Genomic DNA, 16,706 nt, shown 5'->3' on the forward strand with positions numbered 1-16,706 from the left:
CGGTACGCGCGCGAACCCCGGGCGCCGCCGTCCGCCCCCTGCTCACTTCATCCGGGTCGCCCACTCCCGCACCTTGGCTATCCGCTGCCGGATCTGCCCCGGCGTCGCCTCCGCGCTCGGCGGGCCGCCGCAGACGCGGCGCAGTTCCGTGTGGATCACCCCGTGCGGCTTGCCGCTCTGGTGGACGTACGCGCCGACCAGGGAGTTCAGCTCCTTGCGCAGCTCCATCAGCTCCCGGTGGGTGACCACAGGGCGCCGGTCGGCGGGCAGTTCCAGCAGGTCCGCGTCCTCCGCCGGCTTCTTCCTGCTGTGCGCGATCTGCCGCGCCTGCCGCTTCTGCAGCAGCATCTGCACCTGGTCCGGCTCCAGCAGCCCGGGGATGCCGAGGTAGTCCTGCTCCTCCTCGCTGCCCGGGTGGGCCTGCATGCCGAACTCGGCGCCCTCGTAGACGACCCGGTCGAAGACCGCGTCCGACTCCAGCGCCTCGAAGGGCAGTTCGTCCTGGTCGCCGGTCTCCTCATCCTGCTGCTTCTCGGCCTCCGCGAGTTCCTTCTCGCTCTCGGCGTACGGGTCCTCCTCGCCGTCGGGCTTCGGCTTGTCGAGGACGTGGTCGCGCTCGACCTCCATCTCGTGCGCGAAGCCGAGCAGCGCGGGGATCGTCGGCAGGAACACCGACGCCGTCTCGCCGCGCCTTCGCGACCGTACGAACCGGCCCACCGCCTGCGCGAAGAACAGCGGCGTCGAGATCGTCGTCGCGTACACCCCGACCGCCAGCCGCGGCACGTCCACGCCCTCCGACACCATCCGCACCGCGACCATCCACCGGTCCTCGGAGCCGGAGAACTCGTCGATGCGCTTCGATGAGCCGGTGTCGTCGGAGAGGACGACGGTGGCGCGGTGGCCGGTGATCTCCCTGAGGAGCTTGGCGTAGGCGCGGGCGGAGTCCTGGTCGGCGGCGATGACGAGGCCGCCGGCGTCGGGGATGCCGCGGCGGATCTCCGTGAGGCGGCGGTCGGCGGCGCTGAGGACGTTGGGCATCCAGTCGCCGCGGGGGTCGAGGGCGGTGCGCCACGCCTGGGCGGTGGCGTCCTTGGTCATCGGCTCGCCGAGGCGGGCGGCGACCTCGTCGCCGGCCTTGGTGCGCCAGCGCATGTTGCCGCTGTAGGAGAGGAAGATGACGGGGCGGACGACGCCGTCGCCGAGGGCGTTGCCGTAGCCGTAGGTGTAGTCGGCGGAGGAGCGGCGGATGCCGTCCCGGCCCTCTTCGTAGACGACGAAGGGGATGGGGTTGGTGTCGGAGCGGAACGGGGTGCCGGTGAGCGCGAGCCGCCGGGTGGCGGGCTCGAACGCCTCCAGGCATGCCTCGCCCCAGGAGCGGGAGTCGCCGGCGTGGTGGATCTCGTCGAGGATGACGAGCGTCTTGCGCTGCTCGCAGCGGTTGCGGTGCAGCATGGGCCGGACGCCGACGCCGGCGTAGGTGACGGCGACGCCCTGGTAACTCCTGCCGACCGGTCCTGCGCTGTACTCGGGGTCGAGGCGGATGCCGATGCGGGCGGCGGCTTCGGCCCACTGGGTCTTGAGGTGCTCGGTGGGCGCGACGACGGTGATCTGCTGCACGACGTGGTGGTGCAGCAGCCAGGAGGCGAGGGTGAGCGCGAAGGTCGTCTTGCCGGCGCCGGGGGTGGCGACGGCGAGGAAGTCGCGGGGCTGGGCCTGGAGATAGCGGTTCATGGCCGCTTCCTGCCAGGCGCGCAGCTTGCCGGCGGTGCCCCAGGGGGCGCGGCCGGGGAAGGCCGGTGAGAGGTGATGAGAGGTGGTACTCACGGTCTCCGGGGGGTCGTTCGCGGTCGGTTGGCCGGTCGGGCGGTCGGCCGGGCGCCGGGGCGTAGTGGCGGGTACGTCCCGGCGGCGGTGCCCGCGTCAGCCTACCGGGGCCGCGGGGGCGGCTCCCGGGGCGCCGAACGAGACGAGATTCACACCAAGCCGCGCCGCGGGCCGCCCGTTTCGCCCGGGTCGTCCCGCCGCAGCGACCGCAGCTCCGCCGCGATCACGGCGACGTCTTCGGTCTTGCCGGCCGCGATGTCGATGACGAGGTCGAAGGCCCGGTCCTGGTCGATGTCCGTCATCTCCACGCCGTTGATGTCGAGGAACACGACCGTGCACAGCCAGGCCGTGCGCTTGTTGCCATCGACGAGCGGGTGGTTGGCCGTGAGGGATTGCAGCAGCGCCGCGGCCTTCTCCACCAGATCGGGATACGCCTCGATGCCGAACATCTGCGACTGCGGCCGTCCCAGCGCCGAGGTGAGCAGCCCCAGGTCCCGTACCACCACCCGCTGTCCGGCGCAGGCAAGCTCTGCCAGGTCCAGGGCCTCCTGGACCGTCAGGTACTTCACGCGCTACTCCCCCAGCCTCCGGAGCAGATCTGCGTGGTTCGTGGCGTACTTCGCCCCCAGCTTGCGGACCGTGGCCCGGTCAGCCTCTTCGGTCAGATAGCGCTCGATCGCCACCAGCACTATGGCGTGCATGCTTCGACCTTCCTCATCGGCGCGCTCTTTCAGCGCCTCCTGGAGGTCGTCCGGCAGCCTCAGGTTCATGGCCATACCATAATGGTACTGCTCCACGTATCAACGCGGTACCGAAGCCCCCGTCGTCCGCAGCCGCCCCGCGACCGCCGCGCCGACCAGGGCCACGCCCGCCATCGGCAGCAGCACCGCGACGAACGCGCCCGGTTGCGCGTCGCCGCCGGCGCCGAGTGCGCCGTGGCCGACGGCGGCGCCGCCGAGGGCGGCGAAGATGACGCCGGCGACGGCCAGCAGGACGACGTTGGCGAGGCTGTCGGAGAGCTGCAGGGCCGCGGAGTTGGCGCCGGCTTCCTCGGGGGCGGAGAGCTTGAGGAGCAGCACGCTCGTACCGGAGATGACCATCCCCATCCCGTAGCAGCCGAAGGTCCACTCGACGGGGATGATCCACACCGGCAGCGACTCCACCAGCACCAGCGGCGCGGTCGCGATCGCCGTGGCCGCCAGCAGCATGCCGATCCGGACGAGCCGCGTCCGGTACGGGTCCAGCCGGGGCCGGGCCTGCGTCCAGGAGCCCAGCGCCCAGGTCGCGCCGCCGACCGCCAGACACATGCCGGCCTCGGTCACCGACAGCCCGCGCTGGGTGACCAGCATCAGCGGCACGAAGCTCTCCGCGGCGATGAACGACCCCGCCGCGATGCCGCGCATCAGCACGACGGCGGGCAGCCCGCGGGCGGCGGTGTACGTACCGCGCGGCAGCAGCACGCGCACCGCGGGCACCAGCAGCGCCGCACCGGCCAGCGCGGGCAGCAGCGAGAGCCAGCGCAGGTCCTGCCCCGCGTACTGCAGCAGCCCGCCGCCGGCGGCGATGGCCAGCGCGAGCCGGATGCGGCGCCGGTCGAGGGCGGGCGGTGCGGCGGGGTCGACGGGGCCGCGGGCGCGCCGGCGGATGGCGGGGAGGGCGACGGCCAGCGGTACGACGACCAGCGGCGGTATGCCGAGGAAGACCCAGCGCCAGCCCAGGTGTTCGGTGACGCCGCCGGCCGCGAGCGGCCCCACGACGGACGGCACCACCCACGACGCGGCGAACGCGGCGAGGATCGACGGCCGCAGCTTCTCCGGATAGGCCCGGCTGACGGTCACGTACAGCGCGACGATCACGAGCCCGCCCCCGAGCCCCTGCACCGCCCGCCCGGCGACGAACGCCCACATGGCCTGCGCGGTGCCGGATATGAGCAGCCCGACGGCGAACAGGGCGATCCCGGCGGTCAGCGGATGCAGCGGCCCGCTGCGGTCGCACCACTGGCCGGAGAAGACCATGGCGAAGAGCGCGGTGGTGTAGAAGGCGGAGAAGGCGTACGCGTAGAGCCCGATGCCGTCCAGGTCGTGCGCGGCGACGGGCATCGCGGTGCCCACGGCGGTGGCCTCGAAGGCGATGAGCAGGACGACGGTGACGATGCCGATGCTGAGCGCCCGGTACGGCGACCGCAGCACGCCCTCGCGGGCGGGCGGCGCGGCGGTGGGAGGGGCGGTCGGAGCACCGGCGGGAGCGGTGTCGGTCCCGCGCGGTTCGAGGCTGGCCATGAGCAGCAGAGTAAGGCTCGACCGGGTCTAGCGCCCCTGTCTTTTTCTGGCCATCCCCTGGTCCCTTGGTCCTAGGCCCCGCGCCTCGTCCCCTGCCCGGGCCGCCCGCTGCCGCACTGCCGCCCCTGCCGCACCGCGGCTACTGCACCGCCGCCGACTGCGGCCGGATCGGCAGCCGGCTCACCGGCCGCCCCGTCGCCGCCCGCACCGCCGCCGCGACCGCCGCGGGCGACGTGACCACCGGCGCCGCGCTCGCCGCCTTCGCGCCGAACGGCGCCACCACGTCCCGCTCCTCGACCAGCTTCACGATCCGCACGTCGGGGGCGTCGAGCGCCGTGGGCAGCGGGTAGCCGGTGAGGTCGGGGCGGCGGACGATGCCCTTGTTCGTGCGGAGGTTCTCCATCAGCGCCGCGCCCACGCCCTGCGTGACGCCCGCCTCGATCCGGGCCGCGAGCTGCCGCGGGTTGAGGACCTTGCCGACGTCCTGCGCGACGGCCATCTCCACCACCCGCACCGCGCCCAGCTCCACGTCCACGTCCACCACCGCGCGCACCGCGCAGAACGCCATGCCCACGAACGCGTCGCCCTGCCCGCCCGCGTCCAGCGGCTCCGTCGGGTGCGGGCGGCACTGCGCCGTGGCCCACAGCTCCTTGCCCTCCAGCGCCTCCGCGACCGTCGTCGACAGCACGCCGTCGTACGACGTGATCTTGCCGTCGGCGATCGTCAGCAGCTCAGCGGACATGCCGAACTTCTGCGCCAGCGGCTGCAGCAGTTGCGTACGGACCATCTTCGCGGCCCGCTCCACCGCCCCGCCCGAGACCCAGGTGTGCCGGCCGTGGCAGGCGGGGCCCGCCGCGGGCTGGTCGGTGTCGACGGGCGCGGTGTGCACCTCCTCGACGCCGAGGACCTCCTGCACGATCTGCCGGGCCAGGGTGGCGAAGCCCTGGCCGGTCTCGACGGCCGCGCAGATGACGGTGGCCACGCCGCCGCTGACGCGGACGGTCGCGGTGGCCACCTCGTCGGCGCCCTCGGCACCGAGCATGTGCACCATGCCAAGGCCGAAGCCCACGCCCCGGCGCACCACGCCCGGCTCGCCGGCGCCCTCGGGGCCGCCGGGCAGCAGCCCGTCCCCCTCGGGCGGCAGCGGCGCCTCGCGTACGGCGGTGAGGAGTTCGGCGACGGGCGCGGGGCAGGTGACGGTCTGGCCGGTGGGCAGCAGGTCGCCGGTGGCCATCACGTTGCGCGCGCGCAGCTCGGCGGGGTCCATGCCGAGGGCGGCGGCGAGCTTGTCCATCTGCCCCTCGTACGCGGCGCAGACCTGCATGGCGCCCTCGCCGCGCACGTGCCCGGAGGGCGGGTTGTTCGTACGGACCACCCAGCCGTCGACGAAGGCGTGCGGGACGACGTACGGGCCGCAGGAGAAGGACACCGCGGCGGCCAGCGCGTCGGCGGAGGTGTCGGCGTAGGCGCCGCCGTCCATCAGGATCTGCGCCTCGACCTTGACGAGCTTGCCCCGGGCGTCGGCGTGGTGGCGGTAGCGGAGCAGGGTGGGGTGGCGGTGGGCGTGGCCGAGGAACGACTCCTCGCGGGTGGCGAGGAGCTTCACCGGCGAGCCGGTGCGCAGCGCGAGCAGCCCGAGGGGCAGTTGCATCGAGCCGTCCTCGCGGTCGCCGGTGGCGCCGGGGACGCCGGTGACGACGACCTTGACCCGGTCCGCGGCCAGGCCCAGGCAGGCGGAGACCTGGTCGCGTACGCCGTGGGGGTCGGTGGCGGCGGCGTAGATCTCCACGCCGCCGTCGGGGCGCGGCACGGCGAGGCCGGCCTCGGCGCCGATGGGGGCGGGGTCCTGGCGGCCGATGCGGTACATGCCCTCGACGACGACCTCGCCGGCGGCCTGCGGGTCGCCGAAGCGCAGCGGGATGTGCCGGATCAGGTTGCCGTCGGGGTGCAGCGGCTCGGCCTCGAAGGCGGCCTGGGGGTCGGTCACGGGGTCGAGCAGTTCGTACTCGACGGCGATGGCGGCGGCGGCCAGGCGCGCGGTGTCGGGGTGGTCGGCGGCGACGGCGGCGACGGGCTCGCCGTGGTGGCGTACGACCTCGTGCGCGAAGACGGGCCGGTCGCGTACGCCGCGGCCGTGGTCGACGGCGTCGGGCAGGTCGCGGTGGGTGACGACGACGCGGACGCCGGGCATCGCCTCGGCGGCGGAGGTGTCGATGGAGACGATCCGCGCGTGGGCGTGCGGGGAGCGGTGCAGGGCGGCCCACAGGAGGCCCTCGGCCCACAGGTCGGCGGCGTACGGGAAGGTGCCCTCGGTCTTGGCCGCGAGGTCGGCGGCGGGGAGCGAGGCCCCGATCCCGTGCCCCTCGGGGTCGGCGGGGGGGATGGCGGCCGTGGCCGTGTGCTCCGGGGAGGAAGGGGTCATCGAGGACCTCCCTCATGGGGGTTCGGGGGACGGGGCGGGGGCATGCGGATCGTGTCCGGGGCGGGGTGGGCGCCGCCTTCGCCGGGACCCGCCTGCTGCGGGATACGGGCGCGCGCCGCGTCGCCCAGGGTGTCCGAGGCGTCCGCGGTGGCCCCGGTGTCCGGCGCCGCGGCGCTGTACGGAGCGTCGGGGCTGTCCGGGGCGTCCGGGTCGTCCCCGGCGCGGCGGCCCGCGATGACCTCCTGGACGGCGTCGAGCACCGCGCGGTAGCCCGTGCAGCGGCACAGGTTGCCGCTGAGCGCCTGGCGGGCCTCCAGGTCGCTCGGCGAGTGGTTGCCCTCCAGCAGGTCGTGCACCGTCATCGCCAGGCCCGGCACGCAGAAGCCGCACTGCACCGCGCCCGACGCCGCCAGCGCCCGCTGGACGTCGGAGTGCACGCCCTGGTCCGCCAGGCCCTCGACCGTGCGGATCTCCGCGCCCGCGGCTGTCGCCGCCGGCACCAGGCACGCCGCCACGAGCCGGCCGTCGACCTTCACCGAGCACGCGCCGCACTCGCCCTGCGAGCACCCGTCCTTCGCGCCCGCGAGCCCCAGCCGCTCGCGCAGCACGTACAGCAGGGACTCCCCGATCCACGCGCCGGTCACCGGGCGGTCGGCGCCGTTGACGCGCAGCACGTAGGAGGCGAGGGGGTGTTCGTCCGGGGGCAGGGCGGAGGAGGGGGATGCCTGGGGTCCGGCCTCGGGCGGGGCTGTTTCCGCTGCGGGTTCCGCTGCGGGGCCCGCCTGGTCTGTTCCGTCGGCCGGTTCTGCCTCCGGCTGCGGTACGTCCGGCGCCGCGTGCTCCCGTACGTCGCCGCCCTGCTGCCCGTCGCCGGCGGAGCGGTCCTGCAGCGCGTACTCGCCGGAGTCCTCCGGCAGGTCGTCGGGCGCGGTCGGGATCGCCCAGGACTGCGGTGCCCCGCCGTCCTGCGGCACCGGGCGCCATGCGCTGATCTGCCCCTCGTCGGGCGCCCCCGCGCGGTCGGCGGGGTGCTGGGCGGGGCCCGGAGGGATGTCTCCGTACGGTCCCTCGCCGGCGTCCGCGTGCGCGGCGGCGCCGGGCCAGGTGCCCGTACCGGCGTCGTGACCGGCGGGGTAGACCGGCTCCGCGCCCCACCCCTGCACGCCGTGCTGACCCGCGTCCTGCGGCGGTCCGTACGGGTCCTGCCCGGCGCCCTGCGCCGCGTCCTGCGCGTAGCCTCCGGCCGCCGCGCGCCGGCTCTCCGCCACCGCGCGCATGCCCGCCTGCCCGAAGCCCCCGGCCCCGGGCCGCCGGGCCTGGCCGTGGCCTTGGCTGTGACCTTGACCGTGATCCTGGCCGGGACCCTGGCCGGCGCCCTGCCCCGGATCCGGCGCGCCCTGCCCGTACCCGTACGGCTCGCCCGGCCCGTATCCCTCCGGCGCACCGGGCGCCTCCGGGGCCGTCTGCCCGCGCAGCCCCTCCGGGATCTGGAACTGCCCCGTCTGCCCCGGGTCTGTCGCCGGAACCGCTATCGGCGGCGGCACGTACCCGTGGCCCGGCGCCGCCAGCGGCGCGCCCGCGTCCGCCTCGGGGAACGCCTCCGGCGGCAGTTGCACGAACGCCGTGGCGTCCGGGTCGCCGTCCGCGCCCTGCGGCATCGGCTGCCAGCCGCCGGTGCCGTACTGCGGCTGCTGCTCTCCGCCCGTCTGATCCCGGCTCACGACAGCGCCCTCCCCAGTGCCCGGCGCGCCAGCACCGACACCGTACGCCGCAGGTGCAGCGCCGCCGCCGGCAGCCGCGGCGGCGCTGCACCTGCGGCCCCGTCTGCGGCCCCGCCGCCGGCCGCCGCAGGCGGCGGGTCGGGGATGCACGCGGCGGCGACGTACTCGCCGAAGGCGGCCAGCGCCTCCGGGGGCAGGCCGCGGTGGCCGTCCCAGTCCATCAGCCCCGCGACCCACTGCTCGGCCTCCATCGGCCGCAGCGGCGCGGGCGCGACCGCGCCGACGGCGCACCGCACCGAGCGGCGCGCCGGGTCGAGCACCAACGCGACGGAGGCGACCGCGCGTCCGGGACCCGTACGCCCCGTGGCCTTGAGGAACACCTGCGGCGCGTGCAGCAGCGGGGCCCGTACGAACGCGATGAGCTCGCCGGTGCGCAGCATCTCCACGCCCGCGAGCAGGTGGCTGACCGGGATCTCGCGCTGTCCGCCGGCGGGTTCGGCGATCACCACGGTGGCGTCGAGCGCGGCGAGCACCGGCAGGGTGTCGCCGGTGCGGTCGGCGGAGGCGATGTTGCCGCCGAGGGTGGCCGCGTTGCGCACCTGCGGCGGGCCCGCGGCGCGGGCGGCGGCGGCGAGCGCCGGGATGAGCGCGGCGAAGTCGGGCCGGCCGATACGCGCGTGGGTCAGACCGCTGCCGAGGACGGCGGCGCCGTCCTGGTAGTGCCAGCCGCGCAGCTCGCTGATCCGGCCCAGGCCGACGAGCGCGGAGGGGCGCAGCAGGCCCGCGTTGACGGCCGCCATGAGGTCGGTCCCGCCGGCGACGGGCACGGCGGCGGGCACGGCAACGAGCGCCGCGACCGCTTCGTCGAGCGAGTCCGGCAGCACCACCGTCTGCGCGGCCTGCGGTGCATGAGTGGTCAACCCGGCTGCCCCTTCCGCAGTGTCCCCCAGGAGTTCCGGCCGTTCCGCCGTACGGTACGGGCTCCCGGCCGGGACGTGGCAACTCTGGCACATCCGTCTCGGTCCGGGGCCGCCTCCGGCGGCGCGGAAGAACACGAGCGTACCCCGCTCGGCGGTCAACTCGCGGGCCCGGATGAGGACCTGGTCAGCACCGGGTGGGGATTGTCACTCTTCGGGGGAGCTTGTACGACTTCCGGGGCAGCCGTCCGACTCACACGATCGGGGGCGGTCCTTCGATCGGCCGTCCGAGCACTCCGGGGCGCTGCTGCCACGGCCGCGGCCCGCCGGGCGGGCGGTAGTCGACGCCCAGGGCGTCCAGGCGCCGGTAGTGCTCCTCCATGCGGGCCGCGAAGCCGGCGAAGTCCCGCTCGGCGGACGGCGGCAGGGCGGACCAGGCGACCTCGGCGAAGGCGGCGAGCCGCGGATAGACCTGGTAGTCGAAGCGCTGCGGGGTCTCCAGCACCTCGCTCCAGACGTTGGCCTGGGTGCCGAGGACGTGGCCGGCCGCCGCGCCTTCGAGCTGCGGCGGCACGGGCTCGAAGCGGTAGAAGTCCTCCAGCGTACGCACCTGGGCGATCGGCACGGGCTCGTCCGGGGCGCCCGATTCGCGGTAGTTGAGGTAGACCTGCTGCTCCGGGCACATGACGACGTCGTGGCCCGCCTGCGCGGCGGCGATACCGCCGGCGTAGCCCCGCCAGGAGGACACGGCGGCGCCCTCGGCGAGGCTTCCTCCCGGCCGCTGGCCTTCGAGGATCTCGTCCCAGCCGATGAGGCGCCGGCCGCGGTCCGCGAGCCAGCGGTCGAAGTGCCGGATGAACCACGACTGCAGCTCGTCCTCGTCGGCCAGGCCGAGTGCGCGGATACGGGCCTGGGCGGCGGGCGACGCCTTCCACTGGTGCTTGGGGCACTCGTCGCCCCCGACGTGCACGAACGCCGAGTACGCGGCGGCGTCAGCCGGGAAGAGGTCGAGCACCTCCTCGAAGACGCCCTCGTAGAAGCGCAGCACCTCCTCGGTGGGCGCGAGGACGTTCTCCGAGACGCCCCAGTCGCCCCACACGTCGAGCGACGCGGTGTCCACGACGTCGGTGTTGCCGAGCCAGGGGTAGGCGTGGATGGCGGCCTGCGAGTGGCCGGGGATGTCGATCTCCGGGACGACGGTGATGTGCCGGGCGGCGGCGTACGCGACGATCTCGCGGAGGTCGTCCTGGGTGTAGAAGCCGCCGTGCGGACGCTCGTCCCAGATGTCGGAGGCGCGGTGGCCGACCTTGGTGCGCGGGCGCCAGGAGGCGTCCTCGGTGAGCTTGGGGTGGCGCTTGATCTCGATGCGCCAGCCCTGGTCGTCGGTGAGGTGGAAGTGGAGCACGTTGAGCTTGTGCGCGGCCATCAGGTCGAGGTGGCGCAGGACCTCGCGCTTGGTGAGGAAGTGCCGGCTGACGTCGAGCATGAAGCCGCGCCAGCCGAACCGCGGGGCGTCCTCGATCCGGCAGTGCGGCAGCTCCCAGGTGCGCTCGCCGAGGGGCGCGGTGCGGTACGCCCGGGGGCCGAGGAGCTGGCGCAGGGTCTGCGCGCCCCAGAACAGGCCGGCGGGACCGCCGCCGGTCAGGCGTACGCCGCCGGGGCCGATCTGCAGCCGGTACGCCTCGGGGCCGCCGGCGAGCGCGGGGTCGACGTCCAGCCGTACGACGTCGGTGGCGGCCTCGGCGTCGGAGCCCGGGTCCACCGGGGCGAACGGCAGCCCGGTGGCCGCGCCGAGTTCGGCGCGCAGCCACCGGGCGACGCCGTCGGCCCCGTCGCCTGCGGCGAGGACGGTGCCCTGGCCCAGGGCGAAGGTCGCGGTGTCGCTGGAGCGGGCGGCGCTGCGTGGCGCGGGGATGAGATCCATGAGCTCATCCTGCCCCAGGACGGCGAGGTGGACTAGACCATTCTGGCGCCGGATCGGGCCCGCGGGACGGCTCCGTACGCGCGCAGCACCACGCCCGTACGCAGCCCGAACGCCGGCGGCGACCCGGCACCCGCACCCGCGCAGGCCGCGCAGCCCGCACCGGCCGCCGGCACGGCCCGGGGACCGGGGGCCGCGGCCGGGGCACCGCTACTTCTTCTTGCCGCCGTCCTTACCGCCGTCCTTGCCGCCTTTGCCGCCGCCGGCGCCCATGGACTCGTAGATCTCCTTGCACATGGGGCAGACGGGGTACTTCTTCGGATCGCGCCCCGGGACCCACACCTTGCCGCAGAGCGCCACGACGGGCGTGCCGTCGAGCGCGCTGGCCATGATCTTGTCCTTCTGGACGTAGTGGGCGAAGCGCTCGTGGTCGCCGTCGCCGTGCGACACCTCCGGCGTCGGTTCGACGAGGGTGCCGGTTCCGGTTCCGCGTTCGGGCTCGGGGAGAGGAGTGCTCATGGTGGCCAAGGGTACCGACGGCAGGGCGGATCAGTTCAGGCTCGGGTCATCCGGATATGTCGCGACCATGGCAAGCTCGCTGCGCTGCCGCCGCAGCACCGCCCGCCACAGACCCTCCGGCGCAGGCGAGGACACGTCGCCGGGCTCGGACTCCACGACGTACCACGCGCCGTCGTCCAGCTCCTCCTCCAGTTGCCCGGGGCCCCACCCCGCGTACCCCGCGAAGATCCGCAGCGTGCCCAGCTCCGCCGCCAGCAGCTCCGGCGGCGCGTCCAGGTCGACCAGGCCGATGGCGCCGTGCACCCGGCGCCAGCCGAGCGGCCCCTCACCGCCGCCGGGCCCGCCGCCCTGGTCACCGGGGACCACCGCGAGGCCGAGCGCGGAGTCGAGGGAGACCGGTCCGCCCTGGAAGACCACGCCGGGGTCGCCGGCGAGGTCGGCCCAGTCCCGCAGCACGTCGCCGACGCCAACGGGGGTCGGGCGGTTGAGCACGACGCCGAGCGACCCCTCCTCGTCGTGGTCGAGGAGGAGCACCACGGTGCGGGTGAAGTTCGGATCGGTCAGGGCCGGCGTCGCGACCAGCAACCGGCCCGTGAGGGATGACACCTCCGTCATGCGGACATGATCCCGCAGTTACGGGCGCGTGGGGAGCGGACGGCCGAGGAATACGGCAAAGCGCGCACCCGCGCGCCGCGCGCCACGGCACGGGCGCCTCTCCAGGCCCACGGGGTCCGCACACGGCGCCCCACGAAGCGCGCGCGCCGCGCCCCCGAGGGCTCCACGCCCCCGAGCCCCCCGGGCCTCACCGCGGCCCACCGAACCGGGGGCTTCACCCCCGGACCCCTGGCGCGCGTCCGCGCGGACCTCGGGGGCTCCGCCCCCGGAACCCCCGGGCCGGCGGGACAGCCCCACCGCGGCGCGGCGTCCCGCGCTCGCGAGCCCGCACTTCGGCCCCGCGCCGCGCGTCTGCCCACGGACCCCGAGGACCCGCCCCGGACCCCCGGGACCCGGCCCCCGGGCCGGTGCGGGCCGGCGGGTCCGGGCCCGGCCTACCGGCCCGGGCGGGGGGCCGCCCCCGGCCGGGGCGGGGGAAGGGGGAGGGGGCTCGCCCCCTCCCCGTCACCCTGCGCACCCGCGTGCCGTACGCAGAGTCCCCCGGCCGCACCCCCCGGCAGTTCTGTAGCGAATTCATGACGTTGTCCCCCCTCCCCCAGCCCGGGGGAAGGGGGCGGAGGGGGCATTAGCATTTCCCTCGTCCCAGCCCGTCTCCAGGATCGCGAGCCCCATGACAGCTCCTGACAGCGCCGATGTCCTTCTCGTCCAGGGCGGTACGCCCCTCAAGGGCGAGATCCACGTCCGCGGGGCCAAGAACCTCGTGCCCAAGGCGATGGTCGCCGCGCTGCTCGGCAGCTCCCCCAGCCGGCTGCGCAACGTCCCGGACATCCGCGACGTGCGGGTGGTGCGCGGTCTGCTGCAGCTCCACGGCGTGACCGTACGGCCCGGCGGGGAGCCGGGTGAGCTGGTGCTCGACCCGACGCACGTCGAGAGCGCGCACGTCGCGGACATCGACGCGCACGCGGGGTCGTCCCGTATCCCGATCCTCTTCTGCGGCCCGCTGCTGCACCGCCTCGGCCACGCCTTCATCCCCGGCCTCGGCGGCTGCGACATCGGCGGCCGGCCCATCGACTTCCACTTCGACGTGCTGCGCCAGTTCGGCGCCCGGATCGACAAACGCGCGGACGGGCAGTACCTGGAGGCGCCGCAGCGGCTGCGCGGCACGAAGATCCGGCTGCCCTACCCCTCCGTCGGGGCCACCGAGCAGGTGCTGCTGACGGCGGTGCTGGCCGAGGGTGTCACCGAGCTGTCCAACGCGGCCGTCGAGCCGGAGATCGAAGACCTCATCTGCGTCCTGCAGAAGATGGGCGCGATCATCGCGATGGACACCGACAGGACCATCCGCATCACCGGCGTCGACCAGCTCGGCGGCTACACCCACCGCGCCCTGCCGGACCGGCTGGAGGCCGCCTCCTGGGCGTCCGCGGCGCTGGCGACCGAGGGCGACGTCTTCGTACGCGGCGCGCTGCAGCGCTCGATGATGACGTTCCTCAACACCTTCCGGAAGGTCGGCGGCGCCTTCGACATCGGCGACGAGGGCATCCGCTTCTGGCACCCCGGCGGGCCGCTGAACGCCATCGCGCTGGAGACCGACGTCCACCCCGGCTTCCAGACCGACTGGCAGCAGCCGCTCGTCGTCGCCCTCACCCAGGCGTCCGGGCTGTCGATCGTGCACGAGACGGTGTACGAGTCCCGCCTCGGCTTCACCTCCGCCCTCAACCAGATGGGCGCGCACATCCAGCTCTACCGCGAGTGCCTGGGCGGCACGCCCTGCCGCTTCGGGCAGCGCAACTTCCTGCACTCCGCGGTCGTCTCCGGGCCGACGAAGCTGGAGGGCGCCGACCTGGTCATCCCCGACCTGCGCGGCGGCTTCTCGTACCTCATCGCGGCGCTGGCGGCCCAGGGCACCTCGCGGGTGCACGGCATCGACCTGATCAACCGCGGCTACGAGAACTTCCTGCAGAAGCTCGCGGACCTCGGCGCCCGCGCCGAGCTGCCGGACGCCGAACTGCCGGACGCCGAACTGCCGGATGTCCCGGCCGCCACCTCGGCGGCCGGCTGAGCCGCCTGCCACATCGCGTACGGCAAAGGGCGGCCGTCCCCCTCGGGGACGGCCGCCCTTCTCTTCGGTCTGAGGGTCTTACTTGCCCTTCGCCGCGTCCTTGAGCTTCGAGCCGGCCGTGACCTTCACGCTGTAACCAGCGGGAATCGTGATCGGCTCGCCGGTCTGCGGGTTGCGGGCGGAGCGCTCCTTGCGGAAAGTGCGCTCAAAGGTCAGGAAGCCTGGGATGGTGATCCTCTCGTCGCCTTTGCTGACGACCTCCCCGGCGACCTCGGCGAGGGCGGCCACCACGGCGTCGGCGTCCTTGCGGGTCACCTCGGCGCGCTCTGCGATCGCGGCCACCAGCTCACTGCGGTTCATATCTGTCTCCCGTGTGTTCTTGCCATTGAGGCGTGAGATCAAAGCCGATGCTGCCAGGACCCGCTGACAGTCCCCGTAACCGGGTCCCCTGACAACGCCTCGCGCCCGACTACGCATCCTGCCCTCACCTGCGGCGTAACGCCAATCCGGCGCCCTGGCGCGTCGCACACCGCAGCCCGTCCATCCGCACACTTATGACGTACGCGCGGCCCGAAAGCCAGCCGACGCGCCGGGGCCAGGCCCGTTCCCACGCGGGGTACGGGGGCGGTTACGCCCCGCTGGCGGGCGGCTGGGAGACGCCCGCGGCCTGGGCGGCGTCGCGGACGGCGTCGGCGACCGCGGGGGCGACCCGGTCGTTGAAGACGCTCGGGATGATGTAGTTCGGGTTCAGCTCGTCGACGTGCACGACGTCGGCGATGGCGCGGGCCGCGGCGATCAGCATCTCGGAGTGGACGGTGTGCGAGTGCGCGTCGAGCAGGCCGCGGAAGACTCCCGGGAAGACGAGCACGTTGTTGATCTGGTTGGGGAAGTCGCTGCGCCCGGTGGCGACGACGGCGGCGTGCTCGCGGGCGGCGGCCGGGTCGACCTCGGGGTCGGGGTTGGCCAGCGCGAAGACGATCGCGTCGGGTGCCATGGCGGCGACGTCGGCGCCGTCGATGACGTCGGGGGCGGAGACGCCGACGAAGACGTCCGCGCCGCGCACGGCGTCCTTGAGCGTGCCGGTGAGGCCGTCGCGGTTGGTGTTCTCGGCGATCCAGTGCAGCGCGCTGCCGGGCGCGGAGTCCACCAGGTCGGCGCGGCCGGAGTGGACGACGCCGTTGATGTCGGCGACGACGGCGTGTGTGACACCGGCGTCGATCAGAAGCTTGAGTATCGCCGTGCCGGCGGCGCCGGCCCCGGACATCACCACGCGCACGTCGCCCAGTTCCTTGCCGACCACCCGCAGCGCGTTGGTGAGCGCCGCGAGCACGACGATGGCGGTGCCGTGCTGGTCGTCGTGGAAGACCGGGATGTCCAGCGCCTCGCGCAGCCGCGCCTCGATCTCGAAGCAGCGGGGGGCGGAGATGTCCTCCAGGTTGATGCCGGCGAAGCCGGGGGCGATGGCCTTGACGATCTCCACGATGGCGTCGGTGTCCTGGGTGTCCAGGCAGAGCGGCCAGGCGTCGATGCCGGCGAAGCGCTTGAACAGCGCCGCCTTGCCCTCCATCACCGGCAGCGCGGCCTTGGGGCCGATGTTGCCCAGGCCCAGGACGGCGGAGCCGTCAGTGACGACGGCGACGCTGTTGCGCTTGATGGTCAGCCGGCGGGCGTCCTCGGGGTTCTCGGCGATCTGCATGCACACGCGGGCGACACCGGGGGTGTAGATCATCGACAGGTCGTCGCGGTTGCGGATCGGGTGCTTGGACTGCATCTCGATCTTGCCGCCGAGGTGCATGAGGAACGTACGGTCGGAGACCTTGCCGACGGTGACGCCCTCGATGCCGCGGAGCTTCTCGACGATGGCGTGCGCGTGGTCCGTGGAGGCAGCGGCGATGGTGACGTCTATACGCAGCCGCTCGTGGCCGGAGGCGGTGACGTCGAGGCCGGTGACGCTGCCGCCGGAGGACTCCACGGCGGAGGTGAGCTGGCTGACCGCGCTGCCCCCCGCGGGCACCTCCAGCCGGACCGTGTTCGAGTAGGAGACGCTTGGCGCCGTTGCCATGGCCGTGTGTTCCCTCGTGTGTCGTGAAGCCACGGGGCGTGACACGCCCCGCTGCGTAATCGGGTCGATGGTCGCACCTACCCGGCGGTATCCGAAAACCTCCGGAATGCGGAATCACTTTTCCACATGCGGCCCGGCGGGCAGCGCGCGGGTCTCCGGAGCGAAGCGCGGAAGGCGGCGGGCCGGGTGCGCGGCGCTGCCGCCGCAGACCCGGCCCCGTAACAGGCTGGTGGCACCGACCCGCCAGCTCGCCTCGCGGCAAGTGGGCGCTCGAAGCGCCGATGGTTGGGCCCGGGGGCATGGATCGAGCCGGTGCCACTGCCAGGCTAACAAACCATCCCCGCAAGGCCATTCCCGTCTCGGG

At 74.3% G+C, this 16,706-nt stretch carries 13 protein-coding genes; 1 reads left to right on the forward strand and 12 read right to left on the reverse strand.

Annotated features, from left to right (window positions below):
* Positions 1-42: 42 nt before the first annotated feature.
* The 10 genes from B124_RS02665 to B124_RS02710 form a co-directional block, all read right to left on the reverse strand.
* The gene (locus B124_RS02665) at positions 43-1,824 is read right to left on the reverse strand and encodes a DEAD/DEAH box helicase (RefSeq protein ID WP_496500960.1); all 1,782 of its coding nucleotides are present in this window, start codon (positions 1,822-1,824) and stop codon (positions 43-45) included.
* Positions 1,825-1,973: 149 nt separating this feature from the next.
* Positions 1,974-2,393: a type II toxin-antitoxin system death-on-curing family toxin gene (locus B124_RS02670; RefSeq protein ID WP_496500961.1), complete on the reverse strand. Its 420-nt coding sequence runs from the start codon at positions 2,391-2,393 to the stop codon at positions 1,974-1,976.
* Positions 2,394-2,396: 3 nt separating this feature from the next.
* A complete protein-coding gene (locus tag B124_RS02675) occupies positions 2,397-2,600 on the reverse strand; it encodes a ribbon-helix-helix domain-containing protein (protein ID WP_027754347.1) in 204 nt (67 codons plus the stop codon).
* 24 nt (positions 2,601-2,624) lie between these two features.
* On the reverse strand, positions 2,625-4,103 hold the full coding sequence (locus B124_RS02680) for an MFS transporter (RefSeq protein ID WP_496500962.1): 1,479 nt from the start codon (positions 4,101-4,103) through the stop codon (positions 2,625-2,627).
* A 139-nt stretch (positions 4,104-4,242) separates the two neighbouring features.
* Positions 4,243-6,525 (reverse strand): xanthine dehydrogenase family protein molybdopterin-binding subunit, encoded by a 2,283-nt coding sequence (locus B124_RS02685; protein ID WP_496500963.1) that lies wholly within the window; start codon positions 6,523-6,525, stop codon positions 4,243-4,245.
* Positions 6,522-8,246: a (2Fe-2S)-binding protein gene (locus tag B124_RS02690; RefSeq protein WP_496500964.1), complete on the reverse strand. Its 1,725-nt coding sequence runs from the start codon at positions 8,244-8,246 to the stop codon at positions 6,522-6,524. The genes B124_RS02685 and B124_RS02690 overlap by 4 nt, the downstream gene beginning before the upstream one ends.
* The gene (locus tag B124_RS02695; RefSeq protein WP_496500965.1) at positions 8,243-9,166 is read right to left on the reverse strand and encodes an FAD binding domain-containing protein; all 924 of its coding nucleotides are present in this window, start codon (positions 9,164-9,166) and stop codon (positions 8,243-8,245) included. The genes B124_RS02690 and B124_RS02695 overlap by 4 nt, the downstream gene beginning before the upstream one ends.
* A gap of 250 nt (positions 9,167-9,416) precedes the next feature.
* Positions 9,417-11,087, reverse strand: a complete 1,671-nt coding sequence (locus B124_RS02700; RefSeq protein WP_496500966.1) for a beta-N-acetylhexosaminidase — start codon at positions 11,085-11,087, stop codon at positions 9,417-9,419.
* A 207-nt stretch (positions 11,088-11,294) separates the two neighbouring features.
* Positions 11,295-11,603, reverse strand: coding sequence for a DUF3039 domain-containing protein (locus B124_RS02705; RefSeq protein WP_388898098.1), 309 nt, complete (start codon positions 11,601-11,603; stop codon positions 11,295-11,297).
* Positions 11,604-11,633: 30 nt separating this feature from the next.
* A complete protein-coding gene (locus B124_RS02710; RefSeq protein ID WP_496500967.1) occupies positions 11,634-12,218 on the reverse strand; it encodes a YqgE/AlgH family protein in 585 nt (194 codons plus the stop codon).
* Positions 12,219-12,888: 670 nt separating this feature from the next.
* Here B124_RS02710 and murA point away from each other — a divergent pair.
* Positions 12,889-14,280 carry a UDP-N-acetylglucosamine 1-carboxyvinyltransferase gene (murA, locus tag B124_RS02715; protein ID WP_496500968.1) on the forward strand — a complete coding sequence of 464 codons (1,392 nt, stop codon included), beginning with the start codon at positions 12,889-12,891 and terminating at the stop codon, positions 14,278-14,280.
* A gap of 78 nt (positions 14,281-14,358) precedes the next feature.
* On the opposite strand, the gene B124_RS02720 is transcribed toward murA, so the two are convergent.
* Both B124_RS02720 and B124_RS02725 read right to left on the reverse strand, forming a co-directional pair.
* Positions 14,359-14,640, reverse strand: coding sequence for an HU family DNA-binding protein (locus B124_RS02720; protein WP_496500969.1), 282 nt, complete (start codon positions 14,638-14,640; stop codon positions 14,359-14,361).
* A gap of 268 nt (positions 14,641-14,908) precedes the next feature.
* A complete protein-coding gene (locus B124_RS02725) occupies positions 14,909-16,342 on the reverse strand; it encodes an NAD-dependent malic enzyme (RefSeq protein WP_496500970.1) in 1,434 nt (477 codons plus the stop codon).
* Positions 16,343-16,706: the final 364 nt, after the last annotated feature.

This window comes from Streptomyces sp. CNP082 (assembly GCF_059570535.1).